General features: G+C 68.1%; 16 protein-coding genes. 5 read left to right on the top strand and 11 right to left on the bottom strand.

Features of this window, described 5'->3' with window-relative positions; translation table 11 throughout:
* Positions 1-284: 284 nt before the first annotated feature.
* From ACIA8C_RS12250 to ACIA8C_RS12265, 4 genes are all read right to left on the bottom strand, one after another.
* The gene (locus ACIA8C_RS12250) at positions 285-1,151 is read right to left on the bottom strand and encodes a glycosyltransferase (protein WP_397133718.1); all 867 of its coding nucleotides are present in this window, start codon (positions 1,149-1,151) and stop codon (positions 285-287) included.
* Positions 1,152-1,410: 259 nt separating this feature from the next.
* A complete protein-coding gene (locus tag ACIA8C_RS12255) occupies positions 1,411-2,277 on the bottom strand; it encodes a glycosyltransferase (protein WP_397133720.1) in 867 nt (288 codons plus the stop codon).
* A 191-nt stretch (positions 2,278-2,468) separates the two neighbouring features.
* On the bottom strand, positions 2,469-3,251 hold the full coding sequence (locus ACIA8C_RS12260) for a site-2 protease family protein (RefSeq protein WP_397133722.1): 783 nt from the start codon (positions 3,249-3,251) through the stop codon (positions 2,469-2,471).
* Positions 3,248-3,907 (bottom strand): hypothetical protein, encoded by a 660-nt coding sequence (locus ACIA8C_RS12265; protein WP_397133724.1) that lies wholly within the window; start codon positions 3,905-3,907, stop codon positions 3,248-3,250. Before ACIA8C_RS12265 ends, ACIA8C_RS12260 begins: the two co-directional genes overlap by 4 nt.
* Before the next feature lie 372 nt (positions 3,908-4,279).
* Between ACIA8C_RS12265 and ACIA8C_RS12270 the strand changes: the two genes are divergently transcribed.
* Together ACIA8C_RS12270 and ACIA8C_RS12275 are read left to right on the top strand one after the other, a co-directional pair.
* Positions 4,280-5,569, top strand: coding sequence for an adenylosuccinate synthase (locus ACIA8C_RS12270; RefSeq protein WP_397133726.1), 1,290 nt, complete (start codon positions 4,280-4,282; stop codon positions 5,567-5,569).
* Positions 5,570-5,659: 90 nt separating this feature from the next.
* A complete protein-coding gene (locus ACIA8C_RS12275) occupies positions 5,660-8,260 on the top strand; it encodes a LuxR C-terminal-related transcriptional regulator (protein WP_397133728.1) in 2,601 nt (866 codons plus the stop codon).
* A gap of 23 nt (positions 8,261-8,283) precedes the next feature.
* Here ACIA8C_RS12275 and ACIA8C_RS12280 read toward each other — a convergent pair whose 3' ends face one another.
* The gene (locus ACIA8C_RS12280; protein WP_397133730.1) at positions 8,284-9,795 is read right to left on the bottom strand and encodes a glycosyltransferase family 39 protein; all 1,512 of its coding nucleotides are present in this window, start codon (positions 9,793-9,795) and stop codon (positions 8,284-8,286) included.
* A 431-nt stretch (positions 9,796-10,226) separates the two neighbouring features.
* On the opposite strand from ACIA8C_RS12280, the gene ACIA8C_RS12285 reads away from it, so the two are divergent.
* On the top strand, positions 10,227-11,177 hold the full coding sequence (locus ACIA8C_RS12285) for a hypothetical protein (RefSeq protein WP_397133732.1): 951 nt from the start codon (positions 10,227-10,229) through the stop codon (positions 11,175-11,177).
* Between the two features lie 68 nt (positions 11,178-11,245).
* On the opposite strand, the gene ACIA8C_RS12290 is transcribed toward ACIA8C_RS12285, so the two are convergent.
* The 3 genes from ACIA8C_RS12290 to ACIA8C_RS12300 all read right to left on the bottom strand — a co-directional run bounded on the left by ACIA8C_RS12290 (position 11,246) and on the right by ACIA8C_RS12300 (position 13,406).
* Positions 11,246-12,076 carry an alpha/beta fold hydrolase gene (locus tag ACIA8C_RS12290; RefSeq protein ID WP_397133734.1) on the bottom strand — a complete coding sequence of 277 codons (831 nt, stop codon included), beginning with the start codon at positions 12,074-12,076 and terminating at the stop codon, positions 11,246-11,248.
* Positions 12,077-12,349: 273 nt separating this feature from the next.
* The gene (locus ACIA8C_RS12295; RefSeq protein ID WP_397133736.1) at positions 12,350-12,919 is read right to left on the bottom strand and encodes a methylated-DNA--[protein]-cysteine S-methyltransferase; all 570 of its coding nucleotides are present in this window, start codon (positions 12,917-12,919) and stop codon (positions 12,350-12,352) included.
* A 55-nt stretch (positions 12,920-12,974) separates the two neighbouring features.
* Positions 12,975-13,406, bottom strand: coding sequence for a hypothetical protein (locus tag ACIA8C_RS12300; RefSeq protein ID WP_397133738.1), 432 nt, complete (start codon positions 13,404-13,406; stop codon positions 12,975-12,977).
* A gap of 62 nt (positions 13,407-13,468) precedes the next feature.
* Between ACIA8C_RS12300 and ACIA8C_RS12305 the strand changes: the two genes are divergently transcribed.
* On the top strand, positions 13,469-14,971 hold the full coding sequence (locus tag ACIA8C_RS12305) for a PLP-dependent aminotransferase family protein (protein WP_397133740.1): 1,503 nt from the start codon (positions 13,469-13,471) through the stop codon (positions 14,969-14,971).
* Between the two features lie 161 nt (positions 14,972-15,132).
* Here ACIA8C_RS12305 and ACIA8C_RS12310 read toward each other — a convergent pair whose 3' ends face one another.
* Positions 15,133-16,230 carry a CaiB/BaiF CoA transferase family protein gene (locus ACIA8C_RS12310; protein WP_397133742.1) on the bottom strand — a complete coding sequence of 366 codons (1,098 nt, stop codon included), beginning with the start codon at positions 16,228-16,230 and terminating at the stop codon, positions 15,133-15,135.
* Positions 16,231-16,475: 245 nt separating this feature from the next.
* On the opposite strand from ACIA8C_RS12310, the gene ACIA8C_RS12315 reads away from it, so the two are divergent.
* Complete coding sequence (locus ACIA8C_RS12315) at positions 16,476-16,958, top strand: DUF456 domain-containing protein (protein WP_397133744.1); 483 nt, start codon at positions 16,476-16,478, stop codon at positions 16,956-16,958.
* Between the two features lie 6 nt (positions 16,959-16,964).
* Here ACIA8C_RS12315 and ACIA8C_RS12320 read toward each other — a convergent pair whose 3' ends face one another.
* Positions 16,965-17,837: an amidohydrolase family protein gene (locus ACIA8C_RS12320; RefSeq protein WP_397133746.1), complete on the bottom strand. Its 873-nt coding sequence runs from the start codon at positions 17,835-17,837 to the stop codon at positions 16,965-16,967.
* A 59-nt stretch (positions 17,838-17,896) separates the two neighbouring features.
* On the bottom strand, positions 17,897-19,285 hold the full coding sequence (locus ACIA8C_RS12325; RefSeq protein WP_397133748.1) for an FAD-dependent oxidoreductase: 1,389 nt from the start codon (positions 19,283-19,285) through the stop codon (positions 17,897-17,899).
* Positions 19,286-19,560: the final 275 nt, after the last annotated feature.

The raw sequence follows: 19,560 nt of genomic DNA on the forward strand, positions 1-19,560 counted from the left end.
CAGCGGATTTTGGACACTCGTGCCAGATGCGGGTGGTCACCCGTCGTCGCCGGGGCGCCCGCGCTGCTCTTTGGGGTAGTCCGCTACTCGTGTTCCGGCAGTCCTCGCCGCATAACTTGAACAAGTGACCGCGATCGAACGAGGGGTGTCGCGGTCGACCACTTCGCACACAAGCGAATTGCCCCATCGGCCATAGGTGTGGTGGCCGCGGGTAGGGGCAGTTCGCCCGATGCGAGGAGTGGAGCCGCCTGGGCCGGGGGTCCGACCGGGCGGCTCCGCGTTCGTCAGCTGCCGTTTTCCGCTTGGCTGAGCGGGAACATCCTGGCCTGACCCGGTCGCAGCGTGAAGCGGCGCCGGTCGAAGTCCCACAGTCGATAGATCGGCCACTGCACGGTGTGCGCCAGCCAGGCGCCGACGATGACGACCCGATGGAACGGCAACACCTGGTAGCCCTGGTTGGTGATGGTGCGCAGGCCACCCAATTGGAACTGCCACCAGCGGCGCGGACTGGTCCGGCGGCGCCTGGCCGAGGTCTCCACCCGCATGTCGATGAGCTGGTCGATCGGCAGGCCGCGCTTGGTCAGGCACAGCGCGAGGTCGAGATCGTCGATCACGTCCGGCCGCACCACGGTGTCCGCCCGCACGTCCAGCCAGGCGGTGCGCCGGATGGCCATGTTCGGGCCGTGCATGTTGCCGACCCGGCCGCCGAGCTTGCCGCGCCGATCCTGCAGGTAATAGCCGAATTTCAGGAGGAAGCCGACCGGCGAGTCGTAGTAGGTGGTGATGCCGGTGACCGCGGCGACGTCGGGATGCTGGGTCAGGTGCTGCCGAATGACGGTGCCCCAGTCGGGTGCGACCAGGCAGTCGGCGTCGGTGCGTCCGATGAAATCGCCACGCGCCTTGTCGAATCCGGCGTTGCGGGCCCGCGCGACACCGCGCTGTGGTTCCTCGACGAGTTCGACTTTCGGGTGGCTGAGCGCGTAGTCGCTGACGATTTCGCGGGTGCCGTCGTCGGAGCCGTTGTCGACCACGATGATCTCGTCGATCGCGTCCTGGGCCACGAGGCGGTCGAGGGTTTGCGTGATGCACGCGGCCTCGTTCAGCACCGGGATGACGATCGATAGCGCCGTCGCCGAATCGGGGGTGCTCATGGTGGTGTTGCTCCAATTCTCGGTCGGGCATGCGGAATTATCACCAGAACGGTCTGTTACCTGCCCAGAACAGACGTGTGGCTTGGGGGATGAGGGTGTGTGGGACCTGGCCACAGTTCGTGGCCAGGTCCGGCAACGGTCGATGCACGCGACCGCGAAAACCGCTGATTACCGGGCGGGCCCGCCCGAGATGATCACGGGTTCGACCCTAGTTGTCTTGGCGCACAGACAGAATCCCCAAGCCTCTGGGGCACCAGTGTCAGGTGGGACTCGACGTGTCGCCGACGGCGGAGACCCGGGCCGGCGCCGGACGCAGCGTGAAGCGACGACGGTCGAAATCCCAGAGTCGGTAGATCGGCCACTGCATGGTATGCGTCAGCCAGGCGCCCACGATCACGGCCCGATGGAACGGGCGCACCTGATAGCCCTGGTCGGTGATGGTGCGCAACCCCGTCAGCTGGAATCGCCACCAGTCGCGCGGGCAGGTCCTGCGGCGTCGAGCCGACGTCTGCACCCGCATGTTCGTCAGCTGGTCGATCCGGAGCCCGCGTTTGGTCAGGCACAACGCCAGGTCCAGATCCTCGGCCACGTCCGGCTTGGTCGTGGTCTCCGCGCGCACCGCCCGCCACGCGGACCGGCGAATGGCCATGTTGGGGCCGTGCATGTTGCCGACCGGGCCACCCAGCTTGCCGCGCCGATCCTGCAGGTACAGGCCGAATTTCAGGAAAAAGCCGATCGGCGAGTCGTGATAGGTGGTGATGCCGGTGAGGGCGGCGGTGTCCGGCCGCGCGGTCAGGTTGTGCCGGATGACCTCGGCCCAGTCCGGCCCGACCAGCGTGTCCGCGTCGGTCCTTGCGAGGAAATCGCCTCGTGCCCTGTCGAATCCGGCGTTGCGCGCGGCCGGGATGCCAGGTTCCGGTTCCTCGATGAGGGTGACCGCCGGATGGGTGATCGCGTAGTCGCGCACGATCTGCCGGGTGTCGTCCTGGCTGCCGTTGTCGACGACGATGATCTCGTCGATCGCGTCCTGGACGACGAGACGGTCCAGGGTGCGCACGATGCTCTTCGCTTCGTTCAGCGCGGGAATCACCACGGAAAGAACCGTCGTTGCTTGCGTGTTGGTCATGGTTCTGCTCCAACGTCTAGCTTCTGGCAAGCGAAATAACCGACGGTCGGCCGGTTTTCGCTGTACGGGCGCGGGTCGGCGGGTGGTTGCCGCCGATCTTGCTTCGGGGGTTACCCCATTTGTCCCGTATTCATCATCGAGTTCGCGCGGACCGATCGAATCGCCGCCGACCTCCCGTCGGCGGCGTGCCGTCAGGTCCAGAAGCGCGTTAGAAAGCTGCCGTAGCGGGACCAATTCGACGGCACCCCGGACACTTCGAACAACGCGTACACGGCGTCGAAGAAGACACCGTTGATGGCGGGGGTGAACAGCAGCGCGAACAGGATCAGCATGCCGAACGGCTTGAACTGATCGAGCGCGCGCCGGGTCTGGTAGCTGAGCGAGGGCTCGAGAATTCCGTAGCCGTCCAGTCCCGGCAGCGGGATCAGGTTCAGCAGGGCCGCGGTGATCTGCAGGAACCCGAGGAAGCTCAGCCCGAACCACAGCGCGGGATGTGAACCGGCACTGCCGAATATCCGCACGATCACCAACAGCAGCACCGCACAGAGCGCGTTGACCGCCGGGCCGGCACCGCTGATGATCCGTTGCGTGCGCGGCGAAAAGTTGTGTGTGTGCACGTATACCGCGCCGCCGGGCAGGCCGATGCCGCCCAGCGCGATGAACACCATCGGCAGCACGATCGACAGCAGCGGATGGCTGTACTTCAACGGGTTCAGCGTGAGGTACCCGCGCAATTCGACCTCGTGATCGCCGGCCCGCCAGGCCATCAACGCGTGCGCGAATTCGTGCAGGCACAGCGTGATGATCCAGCCGAACACCACCAGCACGAACACGCCGACCTTGGCTCGGGTGGAGTCCACCTCGGCGCCCCAGGCCAGCACGCCGCCGACGACCGTGATGAGCACGACGAGCAGGAAGATCGGGCTCGGCCGCACCGCGCGCGAGCGGCGTTCGATGGAAAATCGGTCGGTCATCGGACGAGCAACCATGGCTCGTTGTGCCGGTAGAAACTTGATCGCGGCACGGTTCGCTCGCTGCGAATGCCGTCCCGGGTCACCACCGCGCCCGGCGTGCCGAGCTGGGTGGCGCGCCCCTCGACCCAGCGGCGCCTGCGCATGCCCCGCTGCGCGGTGGCCCGCACGCCGGGCTGGTGCAGCGTCGGCGACACCAGCAGCGCGGTGATCTTGCCTGCGAACAGTTGCACGTCGTCCACGTAGGCCTCCCCCTCCAGCTTTTCCTCGCCGACCCCGGTGATCTTGGCACGACCGACCAGCACCTGGCCGGTGTCGTCGCGGATCAGCGGCACCTCGGTGGCCCGGCCATCGATGGCCCGCTTGGCGGCGGCGTTTCCGGTGCCCGTCTGATAGGCGCGGGAGCCGTAGGTCTTCTCGACCGGCACATAGCCGATCTCCACGTGCAACCGTTCGGTGCGCATCAGGTGGGTCAGCACGGTGGCCAGCGCCGCGTCGTCACCGAGCACGATCAGCCGAGGCAGGCTGTCGGCGGCCAGCACGGGAAGAAGTTCGTCGATCTCGGTGGTATCGGGAATGGCGGCCGTCGAACTTGTCGGCAGCGCCGCGAGGGCGATAGGTACCGGTGCGCCGTCGCAACGGAGAACGTGGGTACTCAAACTGCCGTACACCCTCCTCGGTTCGAGCCGACACACCGTCGGACCCTTCGCCAGTTCCGCCGAACCCTGCCCGGTCCCGACGGCAGCAACCATAGCCCGGCCCGGCTTCGGTCACCCGGTCGTCGAGCCCTGCGCGTGCGCGTCAGGCCCGAAGGCGGCGGCGCCGTGTACCCACGGAGGGCTCACGAGCGCCGCCAATCAGCCTACGGCGAGATGCGGTCCGACGCCGCCGCCGACGCGTCGACTAGACTGTGCTCCCGGCCACCGCCTCGACACGGCAGTAGCTGCAACACGGCGCTCATCGCGCCCCGCCGGTTTCCACCGGCTGCCATCGCTCAGGGTGTTGCACGTCGAACCGTAGGAGATAGAACCATGCCGGCAATCGTCCTGATCGGCGCCCAGTGGGGCGACGAGGGTAAGGGCAAAGCGACCGATCTACTCGGTGGCCGGGTGCAGTGGGTGGTCCGATACCAGGGTGGCAACAACGCGGGCCACACCGTGGTGCTGCCCAACGGCGACAATTTCGCGCTGCACCTGATCCCCTCCGGCATCCTTACTCCCGGCGTGACGAACGTCATCGGCAACGGCGTCGTGGTCGACCCCGGCGTGCTGCTCGACGAGCTGGCCGGACTGGAGGAGCGCGGCGTCGATACCTCGGGCCTGCTGCTCTCCGCCGACGCGCACCTGATCATGCCGTACCACGTGGCCATCGATAAGGTCACCGAGCGCTTCCTTGGCAACAACAAGATCGGTACCACCGGCCGCGGCATCGGCCCCTGCTACCAGGACAAGGTCGCCAGGGTCGGCGTCCGCGTCGCCGACGTGCTCGACGAGAAGATCCTCACCCAGAAGGTCGAGGCCGCCCTGGAGTTCAAGAACCAGGTGCTGGTGAAGATCTACAACCGGCGCGCACTCGACCCGCAGCAGGTGGTCGACGAGGTGCTCGCGCAGGCGGAGGGCTTCAAGCACCGCATCGCCGACACCAGGCTGAAGCTGAACGTGGCGCTGGAGAACGGCGAGACCGTGCTGCTGGAGGGTTCGCAGGGCACCCTGCTTGACGTGGACCACGGCACCTACCCGTACGTGACGTCGTCCAACCCGACCTCGGGTGGCGCGGCGGTCGGCGCGGGCGTCGGGCCGAACAAGATCACCGCGGTGCTCGGCATCCTCAAGTGCTACACCACCCGGGTCGGCTCCGGTCCGTTCCCGACCGAACTGTTCGACGAATTCGGCACCTACCTGGCCAAGACCGGCGGCGAGGTGGGTGTCACCACCGGCCGGGCCCGGCGCTGCGGCTGGTTCGACGCGGTCATCGCCCGCTACGCGACCCGGGTCAACGGCATCACCGACTACTTCCTCACCAAGCTCGACGTGCTGTCCAGCCTGGAGACGGTGCCGATCTGCGTCGCCTACGACGTAGACGGCGAGCGGGTCGAGCAGATGCCGACCACGCAGACCGGGTTCCACCACGCGAAGCCGATCTACGAGGAGATGCCGGGCTGGTGGGAGGACATCTCGGGGGCCCGCACCTTCGCAGAGCTGCCCGCGAACGCGCAGGCCTATGTGCTTCGGTTGGAGGAGCTGTCCGGGGCCAGGATCTCCTGCATCGGCGTCGGACCGGGTCGCGATCAGACCATTGTCCGGCACGACGTGCTCGGCTGAGACCGGAAAGTTATAGCCCGACTGAATGATTGTGGCCGTTCATCGTTCGTTGTCTGGGTTCCATGATCGGTTAGAACTACAGTAAGAGTCATGGCTCGGAACTGGCCGATGGTCGAGCGCGTGACCGAGTTCGACGCGATTCGCGCTGCTCTCACCGGCACTGAACATGTCGGTGCGGTCCTCACCGGCGACGCCGGGGTCGGCAAGACCACGCTGGCCAGGCAGGCGACGGCGGCGGTCGGCGGCAATATTCGCTGGGTGGCGGGCACCGAATCGGCGCGCAGCATCCCGCTCGGGGTGTTCGCGCATATGGTCGGCGTATACACCGCCCATGATCCGGTGACGTTCATGTCGGCGGCGCGGGAGGCGCTGCTCGCGGACGGGCACACCATCATCGGTGTCGACGACGCGCATCTGCTCGATCAGTTGTCCGCGACGCTGTTGTTGCAACTGGCCATCGACAAGGCTGCGCACATCGTGACCACCGTGCGCAGCGGGGTGCAGGTACCCGACGCGGTGACCTCGCTGTGGAAAGACGGCCACCTGCTGCGCATCGATCTGAATCCGTTCACTCAGCGGCAGAGCGTTGACCTGGTCGAGTCGATGCTCGGCGGGCAACTCGAAGGGTTCACCGCGAACCTGATGTGGGAGTCCTCCGGTGGAAATGCCTTGTTCCTCAGGCATTTGGTGGAGGGCGCGCTGGAGGCGGGATCGCTGCGCCAGGTGAACGGCGTGTGGCAGCTGCGCGGGCGCGCGGCGGTGACCTCGGAACTGGCCGCGTTGCTGGAGGATCGGGTCGAGCAGCTGCCCGAGGACGTGCTACACGTGCTGGAACTGCTCACCTTCTGCGAACCGATCGACCTCGACGTGCTTTCCGAACTGGCCGGCGAGGGGGCGGTGGAATCCGCCGAAACCCGTGGCGTCATCCGGGTTGTCGAGAATTCGCACCAGCTGATCGTGCGCTACAACCATCCGCTGTTCGGTGAGGTGATCCGGCGCAGGCTCGGCATCGCCTCGGCCCGCCGGTTGCGCGGCCGGCTGTACTCCTCGCTGAAGGAGCGGCCGATCAACTCGGCCGCCGACCGGATCCGGCTGGCCGAATTGGCTTTGGACAGTGACAAATCCGCCGATCTCGAGCTGTTCGAGGCGGCCGCCGCAGATGCCATCGGACTGGCGAATCTGCAGCTCGGCGAGCGCTTCGCCAGGGCGGCGGTGGAGCGTCGCGGCGGGGTGGAGTCGGCCGATCTGCTCGCGCGGGCGCTGCTGTGGCAGGGCCATCGCATCGAGGCAGAACGCACGCTGGCCAGCTTCGACCCCGACCAGCTCACGGAGGTGCAGCTGGCCCGCTGGGGCAGCACCAGGGTGGCGAATCTGTTGTGGGCCATGGGCGATGCCGATCGGGCCGACGAGGTGCTGAAGCTGGTGCGCGCCAAGGTCTCCCATCCGAAGATCGGCGCCATCCTGGATGGGCTCGCCTCCGCGTGCGCGGTCAACGAGAACCGGATCGACATCGCGATCACCGAGGCGGAGCAGGCGATGGCGGTGAATGGCGCACCGCCGTGGGCGATCTGGTGGGCCTCCTTCGGCGGCGGGCTCGCGCTGGCGCTGATGGGCAAGGGCGAGGCCGCCCGGCAGTACGCGGAACGCGGACATGAGGTGGAGAGCGAGATCGACGGGCTCAACCGTTTCATGTCGACGCACGCCGAGGTGCTCGCGCTGACCCTGACCGGCGATCTCGACGCCGCCAGGCGTTGTGCCGCAGCATATTTCGGTTATTCGGCGCCCGGCCAGTACCTGGCGTGGGGCATGTCCAAGATTTTGCAGGGCACCGTCGATGTGGCGCAGGGGCATTTCCCGGACGGCATCGAGAATCTGGAGCAGGCGCTGGCGGCGCTCGCCGCCGAGGGGGCGGCCGCCTGGATGTTCCCCGCGAGAATCCGGCTGGCCGAGGCGTATTCGGCGCTCGGCCGGTCCACCGAGGCGGCCGAGGCCATCGGGGAGGCGACTGCGCGCGGCGGTCGGCACAGCGCCGTCTACGAGCCTCAGCTCGAGATCGCGCGGGCCTGGCACGCCGCCGCGGAAGGCACCGTCACCCCGGCCATCCGCCTGGCGATGAGCGCGGCCGACGCGGCCGCCCGGGCCAACCAGCACGCCATCGAGGCCATGGCATTGCACGCCGCGGCCCGCTTCGGCGAGCACGCCGCGGCGGGCAGGCTCGCCGACCTCGCGGCCAGGGTGGACGGCAGGCTGGTGCAGGCGCAGGCCAAGCACGCGGTCGCGCTCGCGGCGCACGACGGGCCTGGACTCGATGCAGCCGCAGCCGAATTCGAGCAGATCGGCGCGCTGCTCTCCGCGGCCGACGCCGCCGCCCAGGCGGCCTCCGCGCACGAGCGCGCGGGTGATCGTCGCCGACTGCTGGAATCCGCCGCCGCGGCCAATCGCCTGGCCGCGGCCTGCGGCGGGGCCAGTACGCCCGCGCTGCGGCAGGCCGCGCAGCCGTTGCCGCTGACCGCCCGCGAACGCGAGATCGCCAATCTCGTCGCGGCGGGGCTGTCCAACCGGCAGATCGCCGACCGCCTCACCGTTTCGGTCCGCACCGTGGAGGGGCATCTCTACCGTGCCTGCATCAAGATGGACGTCACCGATCGGGAGTCCCTGGGTGCCCTGATGCGCGGCGAGTCGTCCGTCTGAACGTCACCGCGGGTGGGTGGTCGTTATTGGGCTCGTAGTTGGGGCCAGAGGGTGCTCCATGGGACGGTGCGGTCGACCAAAAGAGTTGCCAGGTCTGGGATTACGGGTTCAGAACTGGTGAAGGCGGCGGTGAGTGCCGGGGGTGGGGTGCCGAGATACAAGACGGCGGTGGCGGATTCGGGTGGGGCGCCGAAGTAGTAGTAGGCGCGATGCCCGCTGTATGCCCTTGGCAGGCCGGTCGAGTCGTGATGCAGGTCGACGGCGGCGGCGAACGGATAGCTGTCGGCGACAATGGCCGTCCGGGCGCGTAGCTCGTCGGGAAGCCCGTTGTATGCCGCGGTGACGGCGTCGGAAAGATCGCCGATCATGGTGTCGGACTGGGCGAAAGCCTTCGCGGTCAGCATGAGGTTGGTGTCCGGGATGCGCTCCGCCCAGGAGCGCGGGTACACCGGGACGGCCGCCGCGCCCATCGCGATGCCGATTGCCAGCACGACCGCGACCAGACCGCGCGCGGCGATGTGCTTGGCCACGGACGCCACGACCACCGCACCCGCGGCGATCGGCAGCGCGTACAAACCGCACGCGTAGTAGGAGCGACCCGAACTCGCCAGGTACGCAAGGAAAACCAGGACCAGCGCGGCACCGGCGAATCGGTACGTCCGAAACCTCGTGCTGATCAACAGCGCGGGCGCGCCGATCAGCAGCAGCGGCAAGCCGACCGCGAGACCCGCTCCGGACGCGCTGTCCCACAGAAACCGCCCCACGCCGGGGAATTCGGCGGCCACCACCTCGGACATGTGGGTGTAGGGCCACTGATTTCGTTGCTGCCACACCAGATTCGGCACCGTCGCCAACGCGGCGACGGCGCCACCCAGCCACAACGCGGGGCGGGTGACCAGTCGCCGTGGCCCGAACACCAACGCGCACAGCACGAGTGCCACCCACAGTGCGGGCACCAGGAACTTCGTCTGCAGCGAAAACACTGTCACCAGGCCCGCATACAGCAACAATCGGTCGTCGGGCCGTCCCGCCGCGTGCAATCGGGCCCACCGGACGACCAGCCAGATGATGGCGGTCCAGAACACCGGATCCAGCGAATACGTTGCCAGCCAATGGCACAGGAGCACCGCCGAGGACAGCGCGTACCCGATCGCCGCAAGCACCTGTGCGCCGCGGCCACCGCCCAACTCCCGCGCGATCAGCGCGGTGAGGATGGTCCCGGCGACCGCCGCCACCGTGGCGGGCAGCCGCAACATGATCAGCGAATCCGGCGCGAGGTGCTGCATCGCCGCCGCCAGCGCGGGCACCAGCGCGGGCTGGTCGAAGTAGCCCCACGCCAGGTGATCTCGGCCGGCCACCACGAAATAGGCCTCGTCGAAGAAGTATCCGTAGTTGCGGCTGGCGATCAGCAAGGCCAGCCCGACCACCCCCGCGACCGCGAGTACCGGCCGCCACGCCATCCGGGGCAGTGCCGATTCGGGCTCGACGGCGTGCTGATCCGTGAAGTCCGGCGAACGAGCCGCTGCTGTGGCCATCTGTCCACCCTCCGTCTTGCCTGTCGATGTCGACCGCGAGTGCGTGCAGACCGATTCTGCAACCGGGCCCCGTCTCGCCGAATCCGCCGCAGGTAGCGTCGGGACTGCGGCCAAAGGACTACACCCGACCGCCGCAGGGACCACATCGTTGCGTACCTGGCGCAGGCGGAGTGCGGGTGAATCTGGTTCTGGCCGAGGTGGTTAGGCATTCCCTATCGAGCTACGGTCATCTTTCAGCTAATGATGTTCTCGCAGAGGATCCGGGAGAAATATCGCGATAATTCAGGCATTTTTCCTGGCAGGGACGGTGTAGCCGGGCTGCGTGAAGTCGCCTTATCAATTTGACAGCATCCGATCAGCTACAGATAGGGTTCGAGCGCGCAGTACGCGGGGACGTGCTGGCTGACCCAACCTGATGGTGGTGCTTCGACGTGGCTCGTCGGTATCGAGAACTGAACAATCCGACGACCCGGCGCACCCTGCGCCCGATCGTCGGCGCCCTTCCGCTGGCCATCGCGGTCGCCTGCGCGGGCGTGGCGGTCGCCGATCCCGGCACCCCGGCCCAACCCGGCGTGACCACGCCGAGCAACCCGACCACCCCGGCGGCGCCCACGCCGAGCCAGCCTGGCGTCACTACCCCGAACCAGCAGGGCGTCACCGGCGCGAAGCCCGCCCCGGCCGACCCCGCTGACTCGCAGAGTCTCAACTACGCCCGCCCGGTCCCCGCGCCCGAACCGGCGCCGCCGATCCAACCGGAGCAGCTGCACGCGCCGCAGCCGGTCGAGCCCGTCGCCCCGATCGCCCCGCCCGCGCGCACCCTGCGCATCGGTGACTTCTCCGCCCCGGCCCCCGACGAGGTCCCCAACGACCTGCTCGACGGCGTCAACACCACCACCGCCGCCGACGTCGAGGCCGCCATCGCCACCGGCGGCCGCTCCATCGGCATCAACCCCACCCGCTCCGACAAGATCGCCGCCGCGACCGCCGCGGGCGCGGTCGGCGGGGCACTGGCCGGTGCTGCCATTGCGGGCATCCCGGCGGCCGTGGTCGGTGGACTCGGTGGAGCCGCCATCGGCGCAGGCGTCGGTGCGGGCATCGGCTTCGCGGTCGGTGTCGCCGGAACCGCGGCCGGTGGCGCGATCGCGGCTGCCGCCGCGGGAGTTCCGACCGGTGGCGCGGGCGCGCTCCCCGCGGTCGGTGCCGCCTTCGTCGCGGCCTGGCCGATCGCGGCAGCCACCACCGGTGCGGGCGCCGCGATCGGCGCCGGAGTCGGCGCGGCAGCCGGTGCCGCGGTCCTCGGTATCCCCGCCGCTGTGGTCGGCGGCGTCGCGGGTGGCATCCTCGGCGGCAGCGCGGGCGCGGGCTTCGGGGCCACCGCCTGACGGCTGTCGCGCTTGGCTCGCGTACCTGTCGAGAGGTGCGAAGTCTCCGAGCTAGCTGCTTCGTCCCGCTAGGCCGTGATTTCCGCTGTGCCGGTGAGGAATTCGCCGGCGGCGGGGGCCAGCAGGCTGACGTTCGGGTTATGGCTGAGCTTGGCGATTTCCTGGAGCTCGGCATCGGGCAGGACGGCGGCGATCGCCTTCGCGCCCTTGCGGAGCAGGGCATCGCTCTTCGCGCCCGCGATGACCAGGGTTTGCGCCTTCACGGTCGTCCAGTCGTCGGTGCGTAATGGCTCGCCGCGCATGTAGTCGCGCATGACGGCCCAGTCGTGCGGCGTCGAGTTCGCGGTGGCGACGAGGTTTTTCCAGAACGGCGTGAAACGCATGACCGAGACCATCGGGCGCGGGATGCCCATCGCCTTGGTCAGGTAGAAGCGGACGGTGTCGGCGCGGCGGTCGGCGGCGACCAGCTCGTGCAGCGTCGTCTCCAGGTCGATGGCCGGGACGAAGCCGTCGTGGTCGACCACGAACGGCGGCTCGAAGGCGACCACCTTGGTGATCCCGAGGATGCGCCCCGACCCGGCGGCGCGCAGCGCGAGTGCCGCGCCGGACGACCAGCCGAACAGCATGGCCGAGCCGCCTACCGCCTGGACCAGGGCGGCGATGTCGTCGATCTCGCGCTCGACGTCGTAACCGCCGGCGTCGGTGCTGTCGCCGCGGCCCCGCCGGTCGTAGTTGAGGACGGTGAGACCGTAGTGCTCGTTGAGGGTGGTGGCCAGCTCGACCATCTTGGGGAACTTCCGGTAGCCGAAAGCACCGCCGATCAGGATGACGGTTCCGGCGTGGCCGTCGTGCCGGTCGTAGGCGATCACGGTGCCGTCGGCGGAGGTCACGGTCTCCACAACAATCTCACTTTCGACGCGGGTGTCGGCCAACGCTGGTTGCCGCCTTGCCTGTACAGACGGTGCCGGGTGGGTGGATTCATCGACGGCGTCGCGACAGACCGGACCCCGCGAAGTCTGTGATACTGCTCACTATGCCGGTCTTGTGCCTGGTATGTCGTGAACGTTATTTACGGAAAACCCGTGGAGGTCGCGGTGCCGCTCGGGCTGGTCGCGCGCCCGCATTGCGAGGAATGCCGGATCGTGCCCCGGACGAGTGCGAAAACCGTTTACTCAGAACAGAGTTGGCTCGCCGAACCCTGGTGTGCGTTCGATCTCGAGTAGGTTCTGCTTGGTGGTGATGCCGCCCGGAGCGGAAAAGCCGGTCAGCGCGTTGTCGGCGGCGAGTACTCGATGGCACGGAATGATCAGCGGAATCGGATTGCGGCCCAAGGCTTGTCCGACGGCCTGGGCGGCGCCTGGCGCGCCGATGCGATCGGCCACCTGGCCGTAGGTGAGGGTGTGGCCGGGATCTATCGCGCGGGTGACCTCGAATACCGCGCGGTGGAATTCTGGAATTCCACTGGTGTCCAAGGGGATCCAGCGCAGGTCGTCTAGTTCGCCTGCCAGGTGGGCACGGATGCCGATGATGGCCTCGGCGATCATGCCCGTGGGGGCCTCTTCGTGGACTTCGTTGTCCGGCAGGCCGGTGCGGCGGCGGGTGATACGCGCGCGAGTCGCGGCCGGGGTCGCCTCGGGGAGCTGGAACCGGATCACGGTCGCACCGCTCCACGCGATCGCGCAACGGCCGATCGCGGTGTCGAAGAGTGTTGCCTCGGCGGACAGGCAACTGGCGTCACTCATGGTCTCAGTGTGCACGGCGGGACCGACAAGTTGCGAGATATCAGTCCAGTTTTACTCAACTGGCCTTGTGGTGCAGCGTGCTCGGATCCGTGACGAGTCCCCGGACGCCCTTCGCCGGTCGCCGCGTCTGATCGACGCGAGGTGCGACGGTCCGGCGGGAGCGCCATGCGTACTCGGCGAGCTGCGCTTCGACCGGTTGCCGGACCGGCTTGGCGATGGCCGGTTTCGGCGATTCGGTCCGGCGGACCGGAGCAACCTCAGGCGCGAGCCGCTCCGGTTGCTGGTCCGGCGCGTCCCGGCGGCCGTAGATGGCGGCGAGATCCGAATAGCGCCGCTGCTCGTCGTAGTACGAGGAGGTCCAGTCGGACATCGGGCCGCTCGGGTGGTATCGGTCCAGCCGGAACGCCCGCTGGGCGCCCTTCGGCAGGTAGCGATAGATCAGGTAGCCGAAGGCGGCGACGACGAGCAAGGTGGCAAAGGTGGTCATGCTGCCAGCTTGCGCCCCGACTGGCCTTGCTTTAAATAGCCACTCCCTCGATACTGGACCTTATGGCGACAAGAGTTATCGGGGCGGGCACCTTGGCTCGCGACCTTGGTCGGTGGCGGAATGTGGTCGAGGACGGCGAGATCGAGTCGTCTCGGCGCTCCGCCCGCCCGGCGTATCTCGCACTCGCCGAGGGCATTCGGCTGCTGATCCACGACGGCCGGGCCCCGCTCGGCGTCGCGCTGCCAAGCGAACGCGACCTCGCCACCACCCTCGGGGTCAGCCGCACGACGATCACCTCCACCTATTCGCTGCTGCGCGAGAACGGCTACCTGATCAGCCGCCAGGGTTCGCGCAGCACCGTCGCCCTGCCGCGCGACGTGCAGCACGATGGCAGCAAACCGGCCAGGAGCATCATGGCGATGATGGCGGCGTCCGAGCTGCCGACCATCGACATGACCTACGCCGCGATGGCCGCCCCGCTGGAAATGCAGGAGGCGTATTCGGTTGCGCTGGAAGGCCTGCCGACCTACCTCGGCACGCACGGCATGGATCCGGTCGGCGTGCTCACGCTGCGCGAGGCGATCGCCCGCCGCTACACCGAGCGCGGCCTGCCCACCGAACCGGACCAGATCCTGGTCACCCTGGGCGCCCAGCACGGCTTGCGCCTGCTGCTGAATGTCCTCACCGCGCCCGCGGCCCGGGTGCTCATCGACCACCCCACCTACCCGAACGCCATCGAGGCGATCCGCGATGTCGGCGCCAGGCCGGTGCCGGTGCCGCTGCGCCCCGAGTATCCGGACAAAGGCTGGGATCTCGACGGAATTCGCAGTGCCGCAAGACAAACCGCGGCGACGCTGGCCTACCTGGTGCCCGACTTCAACAATCCGACCGGCCTGGTGCTCGATGCGGACGGCCGCGCCGAACTGGCCGCAATCGCCAGGGAAACCCGGATGACCGTGGTGATCGACGAGTCGATGAGCGATCTGCACCTGTCCGGCGAGCCGCAGCCGCCGGTGGCCGCCTTCGCCAAGGGGAACGAGATCGTCACCATCGGATCGGCCTCGAAGTCGTTCTGGGGTGGCCTGCGGGTCGGCTGGATTCGCACGAACCAGCCGCTGATCACCAAGCTGCTCGGCATCCGCTCTACGGTCGACCTCGGCACCCCGGTGATGGACCAGCTGGCCACCGTCCACCTGCTCGCCAACGCGGACGCCATCCTCGATCGCCGCCGCGACCAGCTGCGCGCGCAACGTGCCGCGCTGGTCGAGGCCGTCGCCGACGAGCTGCCGGAGTGGCGGCTCAGCTACGGCGCGGGCGGCATGTCCGTGTGGGCGCAGCTACCGGCGCCCGTCTCCACCGCACTGGCCGCCACCGCGCCCAACCACGGCGTATTGCTCGCCGCCGGACCGAGATTCGGCGTCCAGGGCGCGTTCGAACGCTTCATCCGGTTGCCCTTCACCCACCAGGAACCCGAACTCCGCTTGGCGGTCAAGGCGATGGCCGCCGCATACGAGGCGCTGACACCCCGCGCCGCCGACGCACTCCAGCCGCTCACCTGCTACTGATGTCGTTGCGCCGCAGCGAATAACGGCGTCGTCGACTACTGGCGTCGTCCGGTACCAACGCCGCCGAGCAGCGTGTCGATCACCCGGCCCGCGAGGGCATCGGGGTCGGTGGTGCCGTCGAGTTCAGTACTGCCGCGCACGGTTTCGGTCGTGTCGAAAAGTCAGTTCGCCCAGATGGATTCGATCGGGGTCGCCTCGTTGGGCGGCGGGGTGGGGATGCCGTTGGGGGTGCGGGAAAAACGGGGGGCCGGGGCGTGCTGGGGGATGTTGTCGACCTCGATCAACGAGCCACGGGCCGCGATGTGCTCGTTCTTCGTGGCTTCCTCGAAGGTGAGGACGGGGGAGACGCAGGCGTCGGTGCCGACGAAGATCCCCGCCCACTCGTCGCGCGTCTTGGTCAGGAAGCGTTCGGTGAACAGCTTTTTCAGCGTTTCCTGCCCCGCCGGATCGAGCTGGAAGGGCAGGCCCTCCTGGTCGATGCCGAGCCCGGCCAGCAACTGCGCGTAGAACTGCGGCTCGATCGAGCCGACCGCCATGTACTTGCCGTCGGCGGTTTCGTAGGTGTCGTAGAACGACATTCCGGTGTCGAGCAGGTTCACCCCGCGCTCGTCGGACCACGCGCCGTACCCGCGCATACCCCAGATCATGTGCGAAAGGGCAAGCGCGCCATCGACCATCGCGGCATCGACGACCTGCCCCTTGCCGGAGGTCTGCCGCTCGACGAGCGCGGCGAGCAGGCCGAATACCAGGAACATCGAGCCACCGCCGAAGTCGCCGACCATGTTCAACGGCGGCACTGGGCGCTCACCCTTGCGGCCGATGGCGTGCAGCACGCCGGTGATGGAGATGTAGTTGATGTCGTGGCCTGCGCGATCGGCCAGCGGGCCCTCCTGACCCCAGCCGGTCATCCGGCCGTAGACCAGGCGCGGGTTGCGCGCGAGCGCGTCGTCCGGGCCGAGCCCCATCCGCTCGGTCACGCCCGGCCGGAAGCCCTCGATCAGCACGTCCGCCTTCTGGATGAGCCCGAGCACCTTCTCGATGTCGGCCGGGTCCTTGAGGTTGGCCTCGACGATGGTCCGCCCGCGCTGCTGCGGCCGGTCGAACCCGCCGGGTATCTGGCCCGCTCGCTGGATCCGCACCACGTCGGCGCCCAGGTCGGCCAGCAGCAGTGCGGCGTGCGGTCCCGGGCCGATGCCGGCCAGTTCGATGACCTTGATGCCCGCGAGCGGGCCTTTAGCGGCGGTGGATGGAGTGCTCACGCCCTACCTCGGTTCGTCGTTGATCCAGCACACCGGCATTGCGGCGCTGCTCATGGCAGCGGACCGGCCGGTGTATTGACAGTATGACAATAACGCTGGCTCATCCATCGCCTAGGTCGCCGGGAACCCTGCGCCCGAGCCGGTGCGCGGACGCACTCGGTACGACACAATCTCAGCAGCGCACCACTCGCGGGAACGTCCGGCGAGCCCGCGCGGTGAGGTGGAGTCATGCCAGAGGTGGAGTCGTGAGTGGCGCCGGGGAAGTCGTTGTCGGCCTGGTCATTCTGGTCGGCCTGCTCGGCATCATCATCCCGATCCTGCCCGGCGTCATTCTGATCTTCGGCGCGATCGCGGTGTGGGCCTTCATGACCGGCGGCGCCACCGCCTGGACCGTCTTCGCCGTCAGCACCGCGCTACTGGTGCTTTCCGGCGTCATCAAATACACCTGGCCCGGCCGGAAGATGAAGGACGCGGGCGTCGCCAACCGCTCCCTCATCCTCGGCGCGGTGCTCGGCATTGTCGGCTTCTTCGTGATCCCCGTGGTCGGCCTGTTCGTCGGCTTCGTTCTCGGCGTCTATCTCTCCGAACTCCAGCGCCTTCGTGTCGGCCAACAGGCTTGGCAGTCAACGGTTCACGCGCTCAAAGGCGTAGGACTGTCGATGCTCATAGAACTGCTCGGCGCACTACTCGCCACCGGCGTCTGGGTTATCGGCGCCATCGTCACCTGACCGGCGCTACTCGATGATGGGTAGCGGGATGGTGTCCGCCGCTTCGATTGTGGGGAGGGTGTCGCGGCGGATGGGGATCGTTGGTTGTTCGGTGGTGTACATCGGGAGGGTGGGGGCCGGGTCCTCCGGCAGGGGGCGGACCCGGGCGGGGAGGCGGTAGAACGAGCGAGCGTTGTCTTCGAGGACGGCGAACATATCGGTGCCGACCACATCGCAGATGAGATCGACATCGGAATCCTGGAAGGGACGACCCGCCCGGGTGCCGGGCAGGTCGGTGCCGAACATCAGCGCCTCCGGATTGACCGCGTGGATGCGGCGCAGCGTGTCCGGCACGCTCATCGCGACCCGGCCGAAACCTGTCGCCTTCACCCTGGCCCCGCGATCGACCAGATCCAGCAGGTAGGGCAGGCCTTCGTCGGACATGCCGAGGTGGTCGATACAGAACACCGGCAGCTTCGAGATCACCGGTTGCAGCGACGCGAGCATCTGCCCGTCGATGTACACCTCGACATGCCAGCCGACCAGCTCATGAGCGCGCAGCGCCTGCAGCGTCATGCCGGTGATGTCGGCGGCGGCCCGCTTCAGATTGAACCGCAGGCCGCGCACGCCGATCCGGTCCAGTTCGATGATCTCGTCGTCGGTGGCGTCCAGGTCGAGCCTGGTGACGCCGACCCAACCTTCGCCGAGCTCGGCGAGGGCCGCCTTCAGATACGTCTGGTCGGTGCCCTGGAAGGACCCGCTGACCACGGCTCCGCCGCCGACATCGAAGCGCGACATGCGCTTTCGATAATCGGCGATGGTGAAGGAGCCGGGCAGGTAGCCCTCGTTCTCGAACCGCGGAAACCGCGGATCGAAGATGTGGAGATGGGCATCGAACACCTGTACAGAATGCCTCAGTACGAGTTTTTCTGCTGTCGTGGAGGTAACAGCGCGTCGGTCTAGACCTTGTGCGGCTCGCTGGCCCGCAGCATGTCCTCGCGCTCGACGACCTTGACGCGCTCGCGGCCCTCCGGTTCGCCGAGCGAGCGCTCGTGCGCGTCCAGGCGGTACCAGCCCTGCCAGGTGGTGAAGGGGATGCCCTTGCCCTCCAGGAACGTGGTGACGGCGTCCAGCTCCGGCTGCGCGGCCGGGGTGAAGTTCGCGCTGTCGTCGAGCAGGCAGGCCACCGTCTCGTTGGCGTCGCCCTTGGTGTGGCCGATGAGGCCGACCGGGCCGCGCTTGATCCAACCGGTGACGTAGGTGGCGGGCACGTAGCGGTCGGCGCCGTCGGCGTTCTCGTCGCCGATCACCCGGCCCGCCTCGTTGGGCACGGTGCCCGCCTGGTCGTCGAACGGCAGGTTGGTCAGGTTCTGCGACAGGTAACCGACGGCGCGGTAGACCGCCTGCACGTCCCATTCCTTGAAGGTGCCGGTGCCCTTGACGTTGCCGGTGCCGTCGAGCTGGGTGCGCTCGGTGCGCAGGCCGACGACCTTGCCGTCCTCGCCGAGGATCTCCGAGGGCGACTCGAAGAAGTGCAGGAACAGCTTGTGCGGGCGGTTGCCGACGTCGCGAATCGCCCACTGCTCCAGCGTGTTCGCGATCATGTCGACCTGCTTGGAGTGGCGGCGCGCGGCCTCGGAGCCCTCGTCGTAGTCGATGTCCTCGGGATCGACGATGACCTCGATGGTCGGCGAATGATCCAGCTCGCGCAGCTCCAGCGGGGTGAACTTGGCCTGCGCCGGGCCGCGGCGGCCGAACACGTGCACCTCGAGCGCCTTGTTGGCCTTGAGGCCCGCGTAGACGTTCGGCGGGATCTCGGTCGGCAGCAGCTCGTCGCCGGTCTTGGCCAGCACGCGGGCCACGTCGAGGGCGACATTGCCGACGCCGAGCACGGCGACCTTCTCCGCGTCCAGCGGCCAGGTGCGCGGCACGTCCGGGTGTCCGTCGTACCAGGACACGAAGTCGGCCGCGCCATAGGAGCCGTCCAGGCCGATGCCGGGGATGCCGAGCGCGCGGTCGGCGTTGGCGCCGGTCGAGAAGATCACCGCGTCGTAGAAGGTGCGCAGGTCATCGAGGGTGATGTCGGTGCCGTAGTCGATGTTGCCGAGCAGGCGTACCTGCGGCTTGTCGAGGACCTTGTGCAGGGCGGTGATGATGCCCTTGATGCGCGGATGGTCCGGCGCGACGCCGTAGCGGATCAGCCCGAACGGCGCGGGCATGCGCTCGAACAGGTCGATGCTGACCTCGGCGTCGGACTTCATCAGCGCGTCGGCGGCGTAGATCCCGGCCGGTCCGGCGCCGACGATGGCGATGCGGAGCGGGCGGTTAGCTGCACTCTGTTCGGTCATCTTTTACGCGCACCCTTATGGTCGAGAACAAATTACGGCGTCTTCCTTAGCCTAGGCTAAGTTACGCGCTGGCTGGTTGCACCTGGCGGCGCGGACGCTGGAGTTGTCGGCTCGTGGCCACCCCAGCCGCGGCTATGACAGCAGGCCGCAGTCTCGCGATTCTATCGGTGGTGCGTGCAGTCGCCCCCGGCGGTGCGTGAACTGAACGGATGCCGCCGACGTGCGCTCTTGGGTTATCCGCTCGCGCGCCGTTGATTCCCCGCGCGGCACAACAA

The sequence above is a fragment of the Nocardia sp. NPDC051321 genome (genome assembly GCF_044455225.1).
In the GTDB taxonomy this organism is placed as follows: Bacteria; Actinomycetota; Actinomycetes; order Mycobacteriales; family Mycobacteriaceae; genus Nocardia.